Raw genomic sequence first — 18,327 nt, forward strand, 5'->3', positions numbered from 1 at the left:
GGCGTTCCTTCCTAAATCGGCCGTTGACTTGAAATCGGAACGCGCGCTGGGCAATAAAAAAGCCCTGCACGCAGGCAGAGCAACATAATCTCGTGAAGTGACTTGCACGAGCCCTTTACGGGCTTATATCTCTCAACCTGCGCTGGCTTGGCGAACCAAACTTCCGAAATGCGCTCACGCGCACTTCAACCAACGGTCTGTGGTTTACGGTCTGATAATTTACGTGCGACCGGCGACAACATCCACATCGGCGTGTCGCACTTGCAGAGGTCCCGATCAGCTATCACAGCGTGGCAGCATACTGCGCCACGGATGCGGTAACTTCCTTCAAATAGTCAAGGGAACGACGCCAATGGCCCGGTACTTCAATCGAATGATTGGCATCCGGATATTCATGCACATGCGGAGTCAATGCATTGGCACGAATGCGATCATAGAACGGGTCCGCGGTTCCGGCGCAAATCAGCGGAGCCGGACCGTTATAGCGTGAGCCTCGCGCATGAGAATTGCCAGCATGTTCGGAGCGAATCACCTGTGCTGCCTCATCTACGCTCGGCGCTTCATTCTCACCGACGATGTCATCACCCACAGCAGGTACAGGAATAACCCGGGCAGATGGGTCAAAGTCAGCATGATGCAGCACCGGAGTAAGCAATACAAACGGCAGACCATAGCGAGCGGACACATGAGGGTAAGTCATTGTTGTGAGCGATTTGCCGATAAGCAACAGTCGTGAAGCATCCACGGATTCAACCCAACCATCAATGGCCTCATTCAGTACCGGAATCACAGTGGATAAATCATCTGAAGCATTGCGCACATTCATGCGATCAATACGCCAGCCATTTTCCACCAATGCCTGTGCCGCCCAGTACAGGAGCGGACGGTCACAGTTGTATCCAGTGCCGGGCATCAGCAGCACGCGACCATGCTCCTGCCCGGGCTTTACTGTGTTTTTGCGCCACGATGTAATGCTGACTTCCACTGCTGGCTTCATGTTCGCTGTTGCTCCTTATTATTTGGCTTCGCCTCACAATATAGGTGCGCAATGTCACAAGGCACAAGCGAGGAGGAAGACTGAGGCTGACTACCCCTCAGTCGGCTTCGCCGCCAGCTCCCCCGACAAGGGAGTCAAGGTAAGGGGTAGCGCTGCGCAATGCCAGCGTTATAGGCGCAGGTTATAATCAGCCACGGTTCTGATTGAGTGGGCGTGCCGAGCGCGTGCGCCTAGGCCAATCAGGGCGAGTCGCAATTCTCGCCGGAGCCGCCGATGCAATCACTGCGCACAGACGTGCCAGCTGACGCGACAGGCTCCGCACAACCCAAGGAAGTAGAGAGTAATGGAGAAGTTCTTCCATTTGAAGGAGAACGGCACGACCGTCTCGACTGAGATTCTGGCCGGTCTGACCACGTTCTTCGCAATGGCGTATATCATCGTCGTCAATCCGCAGATTCTGAGCCAGACTGGTATGCCGTGGGGCGGCGTATTCCTGGCTACCATTATCGCAGCCATCATCGGCACCCTGGTTATGGGTCTGTTCGCCAATGTGCCGTACGCACAGGCTGCAGGCATGGGCCTCAACGCATTCTTCACCTACACGGTGTGCTTCGGCCTCGGTTTCACCTGGCAGCAGACCATGTGCATGGTGTTCCTGTGCGGTTTGATTAACATTCTGATCACCGTCACCAAGATTCGTAAGATGATCATCATGGCCATCCCTGAGGTGCTGCAGCAGGCTATCGGCGGCGGCATCGGCTTGTTCGTGGCCTACGTGGGCATGCTGAACGTCGGCCTTATTAAGTTCACTCCGGGCGACCCGAAGGCTGCCGCTAAGGGCGGTGCCGTGGCTGCAACGCCGGGTCTTGCCACGTTCAACGACAAGGTGCTGTGGGTCTTCCTCATCGGCCTGATTCTGTCCATCGTGTTCACCGTTATGAAGGTGAAGGGCGGCCTGCTGCTGGCCATCGCTATCACCACGGTGATTGGCATTCCGTTCGGCGTGACCAACTTCGGTTCCTCCGTGTCCATCGCCGACACCTTCGCTCAGCTGCCGCAGACCTTCGGTGCAATCTTCACCGCTGACGGCTTCCCGGCGCTGTTCTCTGACCCGGCCAAGCTGCCGCTGGTTATCGTGACCATCTTCGCTTTCTCCATGTCTGATACGTTCGACACGCTCGGTACCTTCATCGGTACCGGTCGCCGCACCGGCATCTTCTCCGCCGCTGACGAAGAGGCTCTGGAGAATGGCCACGGCTTCTCCTCCAAGATGGATAAGGCTCTGTTCGCCGACTCCATCGCCACCTCCATCGGCGCTATCTGCGGTACCTCCAACACCACCACGTACGTGGAATCCTCTGCCGGTATCGCTGCGGGTGGCCGCACTGGTCTGACTTCTGTGGTCGTGGCCATCTGCTTCGCACTGTCTGCATTCCTGGCTCCGGTGATTTCCGCTGTGCCGTCCGCCGCTACTGCAGGCGTGCTGGTGATTGTGGGCTGCATGATGGCAGCTTCGCTGAAGGAAGTCGATTGGGCCAACATCGATGACGCGATTCCGGCATTCTTCGCCGCCGTGTTCATGGCCTTCTCCTACTCCATCTCCTACGGCATCGCAGGCGGCTTCATCATGTACTGCATCGTGAAGACCTGCAAGGGCAAGGCCAAGGAAGTTCATCCGATTCTGTGGATCGTCTCCGCACTGTTCATTCTGGACTTCGTGTGCATGGCGATTCTGTAGTATTGCTAGTAATTGATTACTGAATAACTCCTTTGCAGTATTTCTGCAGAGGAGTTTTCTTATGGCCAGACAACTGCACCGTGTATTGGTTCGGGATTATAGGCTGTAATCAATCATCACTACATAAAATTTGTCTCGGTAGCAACGTCAAACGATTAATGTGCGAACCGGGACAGAAAAAATTGTCCCGGTTCTCGATTTTAGCTTTTTTACAATCACCGAGACAAAAGCAAAAAATAACGTGATACAAGGAATGGCGGAATAAAGCCAATCTTGTATTTTCGTTGCCGTCCCGGAAGATAATTATTGTGTCCCGGTTCATGAAAAACACTCGAAATTCTGTACCGGGACAACATAATTTGCCACGATATGTTAATCAAACGATTAGAACGCAAACCGGGACAGACTGGCTGGCACACTACATACGAGGAAAGCCCTCGCAACCGAATGATTGCGAGGGCTTTCCTATACCGAAAACCAATAACGGATCAGTCCTGTAATAAAAGACCGCCTTGCGGCGGGCTTCGGCTACCGCCTCGCTCAGGCTGATCCTACAGACAGTCCACTGGACTGTCTGCTTCACAGATCAGTCCTGTAATAAAAGACCGCCTTGCGGCGGTCTCAACATACCTTCGCTCGGCTACCGCCTCACTCAGGCTGATCCTACAGACAGTCCACTGGACTGTCTGCTTCACGGATCAGCCAAAGCGACCGGAGATGTAGCGCTCGGCTTCTTCGTTCTGCGGGTTGTTGAACATCGTGGTGGTGTCTGCGAAGTACTCGAGGTGACCCGGCTGGCCGACAGCCTTCAGGTTGAAGAAGGCGGTGTAGTCAGCGATACGAGCAGCCTGCTGCATGTTGTGGGTCACGATCACGATGGTGTAATCGTCCTTGAGCTCATTGATCAAATCCTCAACGGCCAAGGTGGAGATCGGGTCCAGAGCGGAGCAAGGCTCATCCATCAGCACGACCTGCGGGTGCACAGCCACAGCGCGGGCGATGCACAGACGCTGCTGCTGGCCACCGGACAGACCGATACCAGGGTTGTCCAGACGATCCTTGACCTCGTTCCACAGGTTGGCACCACGCAGTGCCCACTCAACCAGATCATCGGCGTCGGACTTGCTGATGTGCTTGTTGTTCAGGCGCACACCGGCGAGCACGTTCTCGCGGATGGACATGGTCGGGAACGGGTTCGGACGCTGGAAGACCATGCCGACGTCACGACGGACGGAGACCGGGTCCACATCCTTGTCGTACAGGTTCTTGCCTTCGAGCAGCACCTCACCCTCGACATGAGCGCCCGGGATGAGCTCATGCATACGATCCAGAGTGCGCAGCACGGTGGACTTGCCGCAGCCGGACGGGCCGATGAAGGCGGTAACCTTGTTCGCCTCAATATTGATATTCACATCTTCCACAGCAAGGAAGTCACCGTAGTAGATGTTCTCGTGGTTGACGTCAATACGTTGTCCCATGATGTTTCCTTATTCCTTGTATTTGAACGTTTTTAGCGCTCGGTCTTGACTGCGAAGATCTTGGCGACCAGACGGCCGATAAGGTTGAGCAGCAGCACGATAATGATCAGCACCAGAGCGGCGGCCCAGGAGCGTTCCATCGGGATGGTGGTCACGCAGGTGGCGTCGGCGCCGGCCGGGCAGTTAGCGTTGAGCTTGGAGTATTCCTGGTAGACATACACCGGCAGGGTGGTCATCTGGCCAGCGAACAGGTTCACGTTGGTGCTGGCGATGTAGCCTGCGGTCATCAGCAACGGAGCGGTCTCACCAATCACACGAGCGATTGCGAGGATGCAGCCGGAAACGATGCCAGGCAGTGCGGTACGCAGCACAATCTTGGTGATGGTGCGCTGCTTGGTGACGCCCAGAGCCAGGGAAGCTTCGCGCAAATCGTTCGGCACGATCTTCAGCATTTCCTCGCAGGACTTCACCACGGTAGGCAGCATCAGCAGGGACAATGCCACGGAACCTTCGAAGCCGTTGATGGTACCAGGTCCGAACACGATGGTGAACATCGAGAATGCGAACAAACCTGCAACGATGGAAGGAATACCGCTCATCACGTCGACCAGCAGGGAGATGGTCATGGCCAGCTTACCGCCGTGAGCGTACTCAACCAGGTACACAGCGCACATGATGCCGATCGGGATGGAGATGATCATTGCACCACCGGTAATCTCAAGAGTACCGATGATGGCGTGGAGCACACCACCATAGCCACCGGACGGAGTCTGGTTACCACCGACCACGCCAGTCATGTTGAAGGTCAAGAAGTTCAGGTTCAGTCGCTTAGCACCATTGATGATGGTGGTCCACAACACGGAGACCAGTGGAACACAAGCAATGACGAAGGCCAGAGCGATAACACCGTTCATTACCTTGTCTTTGATGTTGCGACGCTGCTCAGAGGAACGGGAAGGACGGAACTTATCGAAGTCGATGACGGGAGCGCCGTCAAGGTTCTTCTTCTTAGTTTCTTCGGCCATCAGGCACCCGCTTTCTCAGTGATCTTACGAGCCACGAAGTTCACGACGAAGGTGATGAGGAACAGGATCAGACCAGTTCCAATCAACACGGACACGCCGAGATCGTTGGCTTCAGGGTACTGGGCGGCAATGTTGGCTGCGATGGTCTGGTTCTGAGAAGCCTGCAGCAGCTTGAAGGAGTAGCTCAGGCCAGGAGACAGAATCATCAACACAGCCATCGTCTCGCCGAGTGCACGGCCAAGGGCCAGCATGGAAGCGGAGACGATACCGGACTTACCAAACGGAATTACTGCAAGCTTGATCATTTCCCACTTGGTTGCGCCCAGACCGTAAGCGGCTTCCTGCTGGAGGGTCGGGGTCTGGAGGAAGATGTCGCGGGACATGGAGGTGATAATCGGCAGCACCATAACGGCGAGCACCACGGCAACGGTGGCAACGGTGCGCTGTGGATTGGCGGCCGGGCCTTCAAACAGCGGGATGAAGCCCAGATGGTTGGCTACCCAGTTCCAGAACGGGTAGATGGCCGGCACCAGAATCAAGCCACCCCACAGACCGTAGATAACGGAAGGAATTGCGGCGAGCAGGTCGATGACGTAGCTCAAACCGGTAGCAATCTTCTTGGGGGCGTAGTGGGAGATGAACAGTGCAATGCCGATGGAGACAAAGAATGCGATCAGCAGGGCCAGCAGGGAAACAAGCACCGTACCGAAGAGCAGCGGCAGCACATAGCCCCAGAAGTTGGAAGCCTTGCCACCGGTAAAGCTGGAGATGGTCTCACTGTTGGCAGCCTGGTCACCGCCAATCAGCGGCCACGCGCGGAAGAAGAGGAAGAGGAACACGGCGGCAAGCACCACAAGGATCAGGATGCCGCAGGCGTATGCCACACCGCGGAACACCTTGTCGGCAGTTTTGCCGCCCGATGGTGCGAGAGCCGTTTTGTCTTGCGAACTCACGGATTCTCCTTAGCGAATGAACGAAGGAAATTGATAAGGATGAGGTCGGTCAGGGTTCGCGCGAGGCGCATGCCCCTTGACCCGCTTTGAGCCGCAGCCGTGATACTTACGACTGCGGCTCAAAGTTTAGACCATTGTGGTCTTATTCAGTTATCGGATCAATGATTCATGCGGATGGAACCCGCGTGGCTCACTTGGTCTTGATGGCTTCGATGGACTTGCTGATCTTGGAGGTCAGGCTGGACGGCAGCGGAGCGGAACCAGCGGCATCCTGAGCAGCCTTCTGGCCTTCGTCGGAGGTGACGTAGGTCAGCCAAGCCTTGGCGAACTCAGCCTGCTTGGTGTCCTTGTATGCCGGGCAGACGATGTCGTAGGAGACCAGCACGATCGGGTAAGCGCCCTTAGCCTCAGTGGCGTGGTTGATCTTGACGACCACACGGTTCTCACCGGTAGCGGTTTCGTCGAGCTGGGAATCCTCAATAACCTTGGAGCCAGCCTCAGCGGAGATCTCGTTGTAGGAGTCGCCAACCTTGATAGCAGCAGTACCGAGGTCGCCAACCTGGGAGAAGTCAGCATAGCCGATGGTGCCATCAGCCTGCTTGACGGTGGAGATCACGCCGGAAGTACCCTTAGCGCCCTGGCCAACTTCGTTCGGCCAGTTCTCGGACAGGTCGTAGGTCCAAGCGTCAGGAGCCTGATCCTTGAAGTAGGAGACGAAGTTCTGGGTGGTGCCGGACTTATCGGAACGGTGAACCACGGTGATCGGGGTGCTCGGCAGGGTCAGGTCCTTGTTCTGTTCCTGAATGGCCGGGTCGTTCCAAGTGGTGATCTTGCCGTCGAAGATCTTGGCAGCGGTGGTGGCATCAAGGTTGATGTGCTTGCCAGCGTCGGAAACGCCCTTCAGGTTGAAGACGATAGCAATCGGGGAAATGTAAACCGGCACGTCGAAGGCCTGGCCGGAAGCGCAGACAGCCTTAGACTTGGCGATATCGTCATCGGACAGAGCCTTATCGGAACCAGCCCAAGCGGTAGCACCGGTCAGGAAGGTGGTCACGCCAGCGCCAGAACCAGTCGGGTTGTAAGCAATCTTGGCATCCGGGTTGGTGCTCTGGAAGCCAGCGATCCAAGCCTCAACAGCAGCCTGCTGAGAGGTAGCGCCAGCGCCCTGGAAGTCGCCGGAAATCGGAGCGGCCTTGGTGGTCGACTCGGTAGAAGAGTTAGTGTTAGAAGCGGTGTTATCGCCGCAGGCAGCGACGGTGGCGAGCATCGCGATGCCGGACAGAGCGGCAAGGGAGCGAACGAAAATGTTCTTCTGCATGATTATTTCTTATTCCCTCTATCAATAAATCTCGGGCCAATGTTTAGCGATGTTTGAATTGCCGCACATCACCCGGTCTTTTGTGACAACTACAAGCGTATTGGCGATTTCGGGGGCTACAGAACGAAATCAGTAAACAGAAGATGAACACTTGCTGATATATGAAACTACGTAAATACTACGTAGTTTGCAGTTGTGCACAGCGATTAGCGGCGAATTGATATGTCATCTGATGTAACTACCTCTCAGCCGGTCCCTCGATAGAGAAATCAAAGCGCTGATGTACTACGAAAAAAGCGGCCGATAAAGGCCGCTTTTCTTAAGTAGCACTGAGTAGAAATAGTAATCCTGATTACTCAGCAGGAGTATCGATTTTGTATCCCAAGCCACGCACGGTGGTCAGGTATTTGGGATGTGCCGGATCCTCCTCGATTTTGGAGCGCACGCGCTTGACATGCACATCCAGAGTCTTGGTATCGCCCACATAATCGGAGCCCCAAATACGATCAATCAGCTGATGACGGGTCATTACACGACCCTTGTTCTGCATCAGGTATTCCAGCAGCTCGAATTCCTTCAGCGGGAAGAACACGGTTTCGCCGCGTACAGTCACCTGATGCTGACCAACCTGCATCGAAATATCGCCGCACACCAGTGGAATATCATCATCCACAGAACCAGCTGCCTGCGCAGTCGCTTGATTGCGGCGCAGCACAGCGCGGATTCGAGCCAACAGCTCGCGGAATGAGTACGGCTTGGTCACGTAATCATCGGCACCAATTTCCAAGCCAACAACCTTATCGATTTCCGCACTCTTAGCAGTGAGCATAATAATCGGCACTCGGCTCTGCTCGCGAATACGGCGGCACAATGCCGTGCCATCAATGCCCGGAAGCATCAAATCAAGCAGCACCAAGTCAATACCACCCTTGGTGAACAGTTCCAAGCCTTCCTCACCAGTGGCTGCAGCAGACACGTCATACCCTTCGCGGGTAAGTTGGTAGACCAGTGGTTCGCGATAGGATTCCTCGTCTTCGACGATAAGAATGCGTGTCATAGTTGCCTTTCTCGGGTAGGTGCCCGTTCGAGTCGGCGCAAAAATCTCAGATACCATCGTAACCATCTATTCTCTGTTAGCCTGCTGTTTGCCTAAAGTACGTAATTTATTGGTATACGCTACGCTTCATCCGTCGATGCGGCAGCAGGGAGCTCAATGGTGAACGTGGAGCCCTCACCCTGCCTTGACCATACTGAGATTTTGCCACCATTTTCCTGCACGCAATGCTTGGTGATAGCGAGGCCCAAGCCAGAACCGCCTGTCTGGCGCGAGCGGGCAGGATCGACGCGGTAGAAGCGCTCGAAAACGCGATCCAAAGACTCCTCAGGAATACCAATGCCCTGATCGACCACGCGAATGGTTACCTTGCCATCGCGCTCCCCCACATCGACTGCCACCGTGGTGTGTTCCGGCGAGTAATGGATGGCGTTTTCCACCAGGTTCTTGACGGCAGTTTGCATGGCATCAACGTCAGCGAGAATCATCAGATTCTTGGCTCGCTCAATATCTTCTGGAGTTTCATCACTGGAATCGAGCGGCGCGGGTTTGCCGTTGGCATTCAGGCGAATCTCCACATGATGAGCCTCAGCCTGCACTTGATTGTCTGCAATGCCAGCTCGTGCCACAGCCAGAGCAGAGATACGCTTCGCATTCACGATGCCTTGAGAGTTCTGTGCCCGCTGCAAATCAATCAGATGATGCACCAGTTCGGTAAGGCGAGCTGATTCCTTGGAAATACGGCCGGAGAAATACCGCACGGCATCCGGATCGTCGGCGGCATCAGTCACGGTTTCCGCCAGCAAGGAAATGGCACCAGCCGGAGTTTTCAGCTCGTGCGACACATTGGTCACAAAGTCGCGGCGCACGGCTTCAAATCGGCGCTGCTCAGACATATCGCTGATGAAAATGGCGTACAGGTCGTCACCGATATCTCCAATGCGCACACGCAAGTACAGGGTGTTCGAGGGGCGCAGCTGGCCAGCTTCAATGCCTTTGCCGGTCAGGGATGGGAATGGTCCGCGGTCAACCGGGAGTTGCACCTCACGTTCGCGCACACCGCCGTCAGAGGCCGCTTGGGTCAGGATATCTTCGACTTCACGCGAATTGATGCGCTTGCCGGAAACCAATCCGAACGGCACCGAGCCCGGGCTGGCATAGTGAACGAGGCCGTTACGATCAGTGACGATAACCGCTTCCGGCAACACTTCGATAAGACGACGCTCGGTGGGGCGCACAGGAACATCGTCGCCGAACAGGGACTTCGCATCCTCGTCTTCGGCTAACGCTTCCAATGCTGCAGCACGGCCTGCTGCACGGCCTTTGCCGTACGCGATGACGACGGCCCACGCCAACGCCAGCGCGACAATCGCCACGATCACAATGATTTGCCAGACATTCATGATTCCTAGAGTAAAACGAGAGACACGTAGCATTCCAGATAAACTACGTAAGTTCGCCTATTGTTCATTTGCGCGCACGCATGCTCATTGGCTGCACTTGGTGTATTACTTCATACAACGCAAAAGGCGCCTCCCAGATGGGAGACGCCATAGCGAAGGACCACTGAATCTATAACAAATACAGGCAGCTACAGATTCAGCGAATCAAATGATCACAGCTCGTAATCCTTGTCCTTGCTTTCCTTGATCAGGAACAGGGCGAGCAAAGCCAGAGCAGCCATCACAGCCACGTACCAGCCCACACCGGCGATGCCGAACTTGGAGGTGACCAGAGCCTGGGCGATGGTCGGAGCGAAAGCGCCACCGAAGATAGCGGCAAGGTTGTAGCTCAGGCCTGCACCGGAGTAGCGCACGTTCACGGGGAACAGCTCAGGCAGGTAGGCGCCGCACGGTCCGAACAGGCTGCCCATGAAGATGAAGCCCACGCACAGGAAGATCATGATGTGAGTGGCGGAGTGCACGAGCAGCATCGGGATGAAGAAGCTGAAAATCAGCGTACCGGTGGTAGCAACAAACAGCACCTTCTTGCGGCCAACCTTGTCGGCGTACAGGCAGGAGATGACGATGAATGCTGCGAAGAACACGGTGGAGCACATCTGCATAGCCAGATATTCAGGCTGCGAGAAGCCCAGGCCCTTGACGCCGTAAGCCAGCGACCAAGTACCGAGGATGTAGAAGATCGTGTAGGTGATGCCCATGGCCACAGTGCCGAGAAGGACTTCCTTCCAGTACGGCAGCAGGTCGGTCAGCGGGTGCTTGGAAGTACGCTTCTCTTCGGAAGCCTTCTGGAACACCGGGGTCTCAGACATGCGGGCACGCACGTACAGACCGATAATCACCAGCACTGCAGAGCAGAGGAACGGAATACGCCAGCCGAAGGAGACCATCTGCTCCTGGCTCAGGTTGGATTCGAGCAGCAGGTTCAGGCCGTAAGCGCAGAAGAAGCCAATCGGAGCACCGAGGTTCGGGAAGGAACCGTAGAGAGCGCGCTTATCAGCAGGAGCGTTCTCGGTTGCCACCAGTGCCGCACCGGACCATTCGCCGGCGAGGCCAATGCCCTGGCAAGCGCGGCAGATGCACAGGATGACCACAGACCATGCGCCGATCTGGTCATAACCCGGCAGGCAGCCGACCAGGAAGGTGGCGATACCCATGGTCATCAGAGCGACGACCAGCGTCTTCTTACGACCCATCTTGTCGCCGAAGTGGCCGAACAGCATAGAGCCGAACGGGCGGGCCAGGAAGGAGACAGCGAAGGTGACGAATGCCATCAGCGTAGCCAGTGCCTGGTTGGACTTGGCGACTTCAGTGAAGAACACCATGCCGAAGTAGCTAGCGGCTGCGATGGAGTAACAGTAGTTATCGTAGAATTCGATGGCCGTGCCGACCATGGATGCGGCGATGATCTCAGGAACCGAATCCTTCTTCACGGGTTCCTTGGATGCCGCGGTTGCGGTTGCAGTTGACATAATCCCTCTTCTCTCATGCTGCGGATGCTTGCAGCATCCCGGTTCAGCACGTGCCATGCACATGTGACATGTATGACATGTATGTGTTGATGCATGGCGTACAAGCGTGGAGCACAACGACCGGCATGCGGAGAGAAGACAGCTATTACGGCTTGTGGCCACAGCGACGTTCCTCCACACATCGCTGTGCCTGATGCATGAGTATGGCTCACAGAGCGAGGAGGGATGTGAGCGCGTTCACATAGTGAACGCACTGAGATGAAGTTTGTGGAATGTGATTGAAGTCGGGAGGCGACTCCAGGCTCCCCTCAGAAAGGGGAGCCTGAAACAATGGTTTTTACAGTCGCTTGACGATGTCTACAGCAAGGCGAGCAGCAGTGTCGGCGTATTCGGAGATATCGAACTCCTTGAACACTTCATAATCAGTATCAGCATTGTCGGAAAGCGCACGAATCACCAGCGCCGGCACATCATTGCGAGCGGCAACCTGAGCCACGGCAGCACCTTCCATCTCCACCGCATCGGCGCCAGTCAGTCGAATCACTTCCTCCACTTTTTCAGGAGTGTCCACAAAGTAATTGCCGGACGCAATAATGCCGGTGATATGCGTAATGCCAGCGTTGCTCAGCGCCTGATCGGCGACTTCCAGCAGCTTTGAATCAGAGAAGAATTCCTGAACCGGCTTATCTTCCGTGCCAGGCTTCCACTGACCGACCAAACGCATATCAGTGTCGAGGTAACGCAGCGTACCGCCAAGCACTACATCATTAATATGCAAATGCTTGTTGAGGTTGCCGGCAATACCGCTAAAAATCACGGCATCCGGGTTGAATTCATCAATCAGCAGCTGAGCAGTAGCCGCAGCATTGACCAAGCCCATGCCACCCACGGTAGCCGCAACCTTAATTACATCGGCACCGAAGGAATCCACCGTTCCCACAGCAATATCAAGGCTGCCTTTGGTCACATGAGTAACGTGAGTGAGTGACTTGGCAATCAGTGCCACTTCCTCATGCAAAGCACCAATAATCGCAACTGTTTTCATACCCATATATAAGCTCCTTTCACAACGCTTTACGTCTCGGATTAGAAGAACTACCCCTCAGTCTCACTCCGTTCGACAGCTCCCCTGACAAGGGGAGCCAAGAGGGCGGGGATGACGTCAAATCATCATGACCCTGACAGCTCTCACAGGGAGCCGAGAGGGCTCACTTCCAGCGACGGGCAGCTACGGCTTCGGCCAGCTCGTGCAGCAGCGCCTCAGTATCCGGCCAACTAATGCACTTATCGGTGATGGACTTGCCATACACCAGCTGGTCAAGCGGCGCTGCAGGCTGATTGCCGCCTTCGATGAAACTTTCCATCATGATGCCGGTGATGCCGCGCTCCCCCGCTGCAATACGGCGAGCGATATCGCGCACCACTTCAGCCTGACGATGCTCATCCTTGCCGGAATTACCATGCGAGCAATCCACAATCAGACCATGCGAAGCTGCAGAGTCGGCAGGCATTTCATCGCGGATAGTTTCCATAGCCTTGGCCACGGATTCAGCGTCATAATTAGGCCCATGAATTGAACCGCGCAGCACCACATGGCAATCGGGGTTACCAAGCGTCTCAACAGCACAGGCACGACCCAAATGATCAATACCAAAGAATGTATGCTGCTGAGCTGCAGCGAAACAGCCGTTCACCGCAGCCTTCACCGAACCATCCGTAGCATTTTTGAAGCCCACCGGCATCGACAGGCCGCTAGCCAGCTGACGATGCACCTGGCTTTCCGTATTGCGCGCACCAATCGCACCCCAGCTCACCGCATCAGCGATGAACTGCGGGCTCGTCGGCTCCAGGAATTCAGTTGCCGCAGCCAAGCCTTCGCCCAGTACGCCAAGCAACGTCTTGCGAGCCAGCAGCAAACCCTTCTTAATATGGTGACTGCCGTCAATATCCGGGTCGTTAATCAAACCCTTCCAGCCCACAGTCGTGCGCGGCTTCTCGAAGTACACGCGCATCACAATCAGCAGCTCGCTCTCAGTCTCCTTCATCACCTTGGCCAGACGATGCGCATAATCAAGCGCAGCAGCTGGATCATGAACCGAACAGGGACCCACAATCACCAGCAGGCGATCATCCTGGCCATAGAGACAAGCACGAATTTCATCGCGCGAATACGCGACGATTTCCTGAGCCGCAGCGGTAAGCGGCAATTCTGCCAATACCTGAGCCGGCGTGGGCAATGGTTCTAATTCCAGAACGCGACGGTTAATAATGCGGCTGACGCCAACCTGATCTTCCCATCGCGGCACATCGGTGGCAATCAGCGGATTCTTGCCCTCGCCCATAGCTTGACGAATGGCGCGAAGCTCCTCAGGCGTATTCAATGGCTGCGGGCCAACCTGCAATGGATTCTCGGCTGGCACGGCGCCTTGCTGCTGCTGCATGTCTTGTACTCCTTGTGACTATCCACACCAAGGATACATAACCATAGCGGCAAGGGTGCTGTGCCCAGCAACCGAAACTGCTGCCGCGACAGTTTACAGCGCGCGACGGGCGGTGACGGCGTCGGCCAGTGTATGCAGGAGCTCGTTGGTACGGTCCCACGGCACGCAGGAATCGGTGACGGACTGGCCGTAGACCAGCTGGTCAAGCGGAGCTGGCTTCTGATGGCCACCAACGAGGAAGCTTTCCATCATTACGCCGCTGATGCCCGGTTCGCCCTGAGCAATGCGAGCAGCGATTTCCTCAATGACTTCAGCTTCACGGTTCTCATCCTTGCCGCAGTTACCATGCGCGGCATCAATGACCAAACCATGCTCGCTCGGGCCGGAAGCCTTGGAAGCCTTCAATGATTCCAATGCCTTGCGCACCGATTCGGCATCATAGTTCGGGCCGGAGCTGGAGCCACGCAGCACCAGATGGCAGTCGGGATTGCCCTTGGTTTCAGCAGAAATCACACGACCATCCAAGTTGATGGACAGGAAATGATGCTCGAAACCAGCGGTATAGCAAGAATCAGCGGCAGCCTTGATAGAACCGTCAGTGGAATTCTTGAAACCCACCGGCATGGACAGGCCGCTGGCCAGTTCGCGGTGAACCTGGCTTTCCGTATTACGTGCGCCGATAGCGCCCCAGCTAATGGCGTCGCAGATGTACTGCGGAGTAATCGGATCAAGCCATTCGGTGGCAGCCGGCAAGCCCAGGCTCAACACATCAGTCAAAACCTTACGAGCCAGCCACATGCCCTTACGAATATTGAAACGACCATCCAAATCAGGGTCGTTAATCAGGCCCTTCCAGCCGATAGTGGTGCGCGGCTTCTCGAAGTACACGCGCATCACAATCACAAGTCGATCTTCAAGCTCACGCTTGACGGCGGCCAGCTTTTCGGCATACTCGTGCGCAGCCTTGGGGTCATGAATGGAGCATGGGCCGACGATAACCAGCAGACGATCGTCGCGACCATTGAGTACGTCGCGGATCTCCTGGCGGGAATGCAGTACCAGTTCGCTCATTGCGTCAGTGAGCGGCTGCTCCTTCAGGAATGCGCGAGGCGCAGGAATCGGGTCAAGCTGACGAATATTAACATCAACCGTCTCAGGAAAGACGGCCTGCTCCCCCAAACGACGTTCGTCCTCGGAACTATCCGGACCACGAAGTGCTGCCATGCCGACTCTCCTCTCTTTGTATCACATAAAGTCAGGCCTTCGCGCGCTTTGCACGAAGGCCTAATATAGCAGCTATCAGGCGAGCGCGCCCATCGGGTCCCATGCAGGGAGCATGGTGGCGGGCTCTTCTAGAGCGGCCTGGTACTCGGCGGGGAGCATGGTCTTCGGGACGGCTACCTCGTAGACGTACTCGGTGAACCAGTCGTCGGACATAGTGAAGTAGCCCTTGTCGGCAATCTTGGAGCCCCAAGAGTTCTCCACACGCCAACGACGAGTGGAACCATCATCGGCCACATCCACGCCAGCAAACGCCATGGCATGGTTCATTGCGGAATCACCAAAGCGCACGCGGGCTTCCTTATCGAGATCGAAGTCCACGTCGTAGACCTTGCCGTACTCGAACAGATCGGTGGCCCAAGCGCCATTCTCACGATCCATGAACGGGTGGCAGTCAGCGCCAAACCAAACCGGAATACCCTGCTCGACGAGAATCTTCTTCACGCAGTCCTTCATGAACTGGTTCGGTACGTTGAGATACTCGGTGGCGTCACCGCCAGCCACGTTGCCCAGATGCTCGATGCCAATCTTCTTGCCCTTGGCATGCTCAGCACGCGGATCATCCACGAGGCACACGTAATCTTCGAGACCAGCCGGGCCCACATACTTCTTCCAGAACTCCACCGGCGTGATTTCGCCGTCACGGTGGAACTCGCCGTCCTTATCGGTCCACTCCCAATCGAAGGAAACCGGCGGCTCACCCAGATGAATGGTAAGGATGCGGTGACCAGCAGCAGTGGTATCAGCAACAATCTGATCGATCTTGGCCTGATCGCCTTCAGCGGCGTACATGTGAGCCACAGCGGTGTGCAGCAGAGCACGCAGCTGAACGTTCATTTCGCGGGTGTTCTTGGAGGATTCGGTCTCCGGGAACAGGTCCTTCGGCACAGCGCCATACTTCTTGTACACGTTCATAGCCATGGTCCACTGACCACCATCGCCCATCACGTCAGCGAGCAGGTGCTGCAGCAGACGGGAATCGGACGGTTCACCAGCCTCAACCAGAGCGGCAACATCCTTGAGGAAGTAGTTCACGCGTTCGAGCTTGTCGTAGTACATCGCATAGTTCTGGGAGAACTCGAACTCCTTCAGGTTCATGTTCTTCTTGGCGATGAAACGAGCCACGTTCAGAGAGCTGAACAGCCAGCAGCGACCGGAACGATCCTGATGGGTGGCTTCGCCGTTGTCGACCACGGTGGAGAAGCGGCGCTGCAGCAGGCGGGCGCGGTCATAGTTACGGGCCACCTTTTCAATGCCAGCTGCGGTCACGGCGTTCATAGCCAGACGGCTGGTACCATCGGCATCGAATTCGTCACGCAGAGCGTTCAGTGCTTCGCCAGTCAACGGCGTCAGTTCACTCATGTCTACTCCTTCTTCGGATCAGTGCGCTTATGGCGCGGTTTTACAACGACTGCGGCACCTGGCGAAAGTGCACAGGTGCCGCAGTTCTTTGCCTCTAGCAGTGTAGTCGAAGGCTTGTCATTGGTTCTTAGTTTTCGGATTCGCCCTCAGACTGCTGCTCAATGGCCTGCGTGGATTCCGTATCCTCTGCCGATTCAGCGGATTCAGCAGCGTCCTGCTGCTCCGGAACCGGGTTGACTACCGGCAGGGACTGAGCGGATTCGTTCTTGTTGACGGCGTCAAATGCGAAGCCGGAGAAAGCCTGAGCGAACATGGAGCGCAGTTCGGAAACGCGCTGAGTAATAGTAGCCTCACGCTCCTGAAGATCAGCAATATGCTTGGTCAAGCTGTCAAGCTCGCTCTGAGCAGCAGCGCGACGCTCCTCAACCTGAGCATCTGCATCCTCGCCAGCCTTGTGCACAATAGCCGCAGCCTGCGCATCAGCTTCCTGACGCTTGTTAGCAGCGTAGGAATCAGCCTCTTCACGAGTGGTCTTAGCCTGGCCCACCAGTTCGTCGGCTTCCTTCTTAGCAGCTGCACGGCGCTCCTCAAGATGAGCGAGCAGTTCGTTGACCTTCTTGGTGGCCTCATCCTGCTGAGCGGCGATATCCGAGCGAATCTGCTCCACCTCGGCGCTGACCTGGCTGATGGTGTTCGTACGGTTCACCTCAGCCTCATCGGTGATCTCCTGAGCCTTGGACTTAGCAGTATCGATGATTTCGCCAGCCTTACGCTGAGCTTCGGTCATCATCTTGGAAACCTGCTCGCGCACGTCAGCCAGCTTCTTGTTGGCCTCGGCGAGAGCAGCTTCGATCTGATCATTGGAATCGGACTTCAGCTTGGAAATCTCTTCGTTAGCGTTCTTGCGCTGCTCAGCGATCTTGGCGGTAGCTTCAGCCTTCATTTCAGCCAGTTCGCGTTCCTGGGTGGCGCGCTCGGAGGAGAGCTTCTTATTATGCTCTTCACGAGCGTTGCTCAGCTCAAGTTCCACGGCCTGACGCTGTTCGGTGATGTTCTTGGTGGTTTCCGAACGCAGCTGATCAGTCTCCTCCTTGGCGGAAGAGGTCAGAGAATCAGCCTGGTTGTTGGCATTCTGCAGGATGGAGGAAGCCTTGGCGTTAGCGTCATCGAGAATATGCTGGGCATCGAGCTTGGCATTGTTGATCAGTGTCTCAGCCTGAGCTTGAGCAGCCATACGAGTTGCAGAAGCGTCCTGCTTGGCACGGTTCAGCAGCTCAGTGCTGGTCTGCTCAGCGGAAGCCAGCATCTGCTGAGCGTTGGCGCCAAGAGATGCAAAGCTATTGTTCTGCGGCTTCTTATTACGCTCCTCCTGCAACTGAGCCTGCAGCTGCAGAATACGGTCATCGTCTGCAGCAATCTGCTCGCGCATGCTGGCCAGCGTCTTCTGAGCTTGGTTCAGGCTGTCCTGGGCGGCGTCGAACGCTAAATCGACCTTCTCTTTGTCATATCCTCGCAACACCACCGGGAAACGATCCACCATGGCTGAATATCCTTTCACATCCATAAGCCTTTGGCATGTCCTCATGCACTGTAGCGCATGAGGACTCTGAAGACACCCATTGATATGCAATCGTTACAATGCGTGCGAATGATGTTCTAGTTTAGCGCCATTCGCGGCACTCCCCTCCGCCCCTACGGGGCACCTCCCCTCAGAGAGGGGAGGCAGAGAGAACCTGGAATAATGTTCT

Annotated in this window: 14 protein-coding genes; 1 reads left to right on the forward strand and 13 read right to left on the reverse strand. The window is 55.9% G+C overall.

Annotated features, from left to right (window positions below):
• Positions 1 to 283 precede the first annotated feature (283 nt).
• The gene (locus AC1AY0_RS03195) at positions 284 to 997 is read right to left on the reverse strand and encodes a hypothetical protein (protein WP_476522864.1); all 714 of its coding nucleotides are present in this window, start codon (positions 995 to 997) and stop codon (positions 284 to 286) included.
• A 343-nt stretch (positions 998 to 1,340) separates the two neighbouring features.
• Here AC1AY0_RS03195 and AC1AY0_RS03200 point away from each other — a divergent pair, with 343 nt between their 5' ends.
• Entirely contained in the window at positions 1,341 to 2,735 is a 1,395-nt protein-coding gene (locus AC1AY0_RS03200) for an NCS2 family permease (RefSeq protein ID WP_476522866.1), read from the forward strand.
• Positions 2,736 to 3,433: 698 nt separating this feature from the next.
• On the opposite strand, the gene pstB is transcribed toward AC1AY0_RS03200, so the two are convergent.
• From pstB to AC1AY0_RS03260, 12 genes are all read right to left on the reverse strand, one after another.
• Positions 3,434 to 4,213 carry a phosphate ABC transporter ATP-binding protein PstB gene (gene pstB / locus AC1AY0_RS03205; protein ID WP_100493425.1) on the reverse strand — a complete coding sequence of 260 codons (780 nt, stop codon included), beginning with the start codon at positions 4,211 to 4,213 and terminating at the stop codon, positions 3,434 to 3,436.
• Between the two features lie 32 nt (positions 4,214 to 4,245).
• Positions 4,246 to 5,238, reverse strand: coding sequence for a phosphate ABC transporter permease PstA (gene pstA / locus AC1AY0_RS03210; RefSeq protein WP_476525805.1), 993 nt, complete (start codon positions 5,236 to 5,238; stop codon positions 4,246 to 4,248).
• The gene (pstC, locus tag AC1AY0_RS03215; RefSeq protein WP_476522870.1) at positions 5,238 to 6,191 is read right to left on the reverse strand and encodes a phosphate ABC transporter permease subunit PstC; all 954 of its coding nucleotides are present in this window, start codon (positions 6,189 to 6,191) and stop codon (positions 5,238 to 5,240) included. Before pstC ends, pstA begins: the two co-directional genes overlap by 1 nt.
• A gap of 190 nt (positions 6,192 to 6,381) precedes the next feature.
• Complete coding sequence (gene pstS, locus AC1AY0_RS03220) at positions 6,382 to 7,509, reverse strand: phosphate ABC transporter substrate-binding protein PstS (RefSeq protein WP_101625661.1); 1,128 nt, start codon at positions 7,507 to 7,509, stop codon at positions 6,382 to 6,384.
• A 352-nt stretch (positions 7,510 to 7,861) separates the two neighbouring features.
• Positions 7,862 to 8,566 (reverse strand): response regulator transcription factor, encoded by a 705-nt coding sequence (locus tag AC1AY0_RS03225; protein WP_033890565.1) that lies wholly within the window; start codon positions 8,564 to 8,566, stop codon positions 7,862 to 7,864.
• Between the two features lie 119 nt (positions 8,567 to 8,685).
• Positions 8,686 to 9,966 carry a sensor histidine kinase gene (locus AC1AY0_RS03230; RefSeq protein WP_476522872.1) on the reverse strand — a complete coding sequence of 427 codons (1,281 nt, stop codon included), beginning with the start codon at positions 9,964 to 9,966 and terminating at the stop codon, positions 8,686 to 8,688.
• 212 nt (positions 9,967 to 10,178) lie between these two features.
• A complete protein-coding gene (locus tag AC1AY0_RS03235; RefSeq protein ID WP_476522874.1) occupies positions 10,179 to 11,495 on the reverse strand; it encodes an MFS transporter in 1,317 nt (438 codons plus the stop codon).
• A 337-nt stretch (positions 11,496 to 11,832) separates the two neighbouring features.
• Positions 11,833 to 12,546: a 5'-methylthioadenosine/S-adenosylhomocysteine nucleosidase gene (gene mtnN / locus AC1AY0_RS03240; RefSeq protein ID WP_476522876.1), complete on the reverse strand. Its 714-nt coding sequence runs from the start codon at positions 12,544 to 12,546 to the stop codon at positions 11,833 to 11,835.
• Positions 12,547 to 12,703: 157 nt separating this feature from the next.
• On the reverse strand, positions 12,704 to 13,936 hold the full coding sequence (locus AC1AY0_RS03245; RefSeq protein ID WP_476522878.1) for a 3-deoxy-7-phosphoheptulonate synthase: 1,233 nt from the start codon (positions 13,934 to 13,936) through the stop codon (positions 12,704 to 12,706).
• Between the two features lie 93 nt (positions 13,937 to 14,029).
• Complete coding sequence (locus AC1AY0_RS03250; RefSeq protein ID WP_476522880.1) at positions 14,030 to 15,160, reverse strand: 3-deoxy-7-phosphoheptulonate synthase; 1,131 nt, start codon at positions 15,158 to 15,160, stop codon at positions 14,030 to 14,032.
• Between the two features lie 75 nt (positions 15,161 to 15,235).
• Positions 15,236 to 16,579: a C1 family peptidase gene (locus AC1AY0_RS03255; RefSeq protein WP_476522882.1), complete on the reverse strand. Its 1,344-nt coding sequence runs from the start codon at positions 16,577 to 16,579 to the stop codon at positions 15,236 to 15,238.
• Between the two features lie 127 nt (positions 16,580 to 16,706).
• The gene (locus AC1AY0_RS03260; protein ID WP_476522884.1) at positions 16,707 to 18,119 is read right to left on the reverse strand and encodes a cell division protein; all 1,413 of its coding nucleotides are present in this window, start codon (positions 18,117 to 18,119) and stop codon (positions 16,707 to 16,709) included.
• Positions 18,120 to 18,327 lie beyond the last annotated feature (208 nt).

The organism is Bifidobacterium sp. LH_416 (assembly GCF_056357055.1).

Coding starts and splice junctions, on each gene's coding strand:
- AC1AY0_RS03195 (WP_476522864.1), bottom strand. CDS start 997: ATGAAGCCAGCAGTGGAAGTCAGCATTACATCGTGGCGCAAAAACACA.
- AC1AY0_RS03200 (WP_476522866.1), top strand. CDS start 1,341: ATGGAGAAGTTCTTCCATTTGAAGGAGAACGGCACGACCGTCTCGACT.
- pstB (WP_100493425.1), bottom strand. CDS start 4,213: ATGGGACAACGTATTGACGTCAACCACGAGAACATCTACTACGGTGAC.
- pstA (WP_476525805.1), bottom strand. CDS start 5,238: ATGGCCGAAGAAACTAAGAAGAAGAACCTTGACGGCGCTCCCGTCATC.
- pstS (WP_101625661.1), bottom strand. CDS start 7,509: ATGCAGAAGAACATTTTCGTTCGCTCCCTTGCCGCTCTGTCCGGCATC.
- AC1AY0_RS03225 (WP_033890565.1), bottom strand. CDS start 8,566: ATGACACGCATTCTTATCGTCGAAGACGAGGAATCCTATCGCGAACCA.
- AC1AY0_RS03230 (WP_476522872.1), bottom strand. CDS start 9,966: ATGAATGTCTGGCAAATCATTGTGATCGTGGCGATTGTCGCGCTGGCG.
- AC1AY0_RS03235 (WP_476522874.1), bottom strand. CDS start 11,495: ATGTCAACTGCAACCGCAACCGCGGCATCCAAGGAACCCGTGAAGAAG.
- mtnN (WP_476522876.1), bottom strand. CDS start 12,546: ATGGGTATGAAAACAGTTGCGATTATTGGTGCTTTGCATGAGGAAGTG.
- AC1AY0_RS03245 (WP_476522878.1), bottom strand. CDS start 13,936: ATGCAGCAGCAGCAAGGCGCCGTGCCAGCCGAGAATCCATTGCAGGTT.
- AC1AY0_RS03250 (WP_476522880.1), bottom strand. CDS start 15,160: ATGGCAGCACTTCGTGGTCCGGATAGTTCCGAGGACGAACGTCGTTTG.
- AC1AY0_RS03255 (WP_476522882.1), bottom strand. CDS start 16,579: ATGAGTGAACTGACGCCGTTGACTGGCGAAGCACTGAACGCTCTGCGT.
- AC1AY0_RS03260 (WP_476522884.1), bottom strand. CDS start 18,119: ATGGTGGATCGTTTCCCGGTGGTGTTGCGAGGATATGACAAAGAGAAG.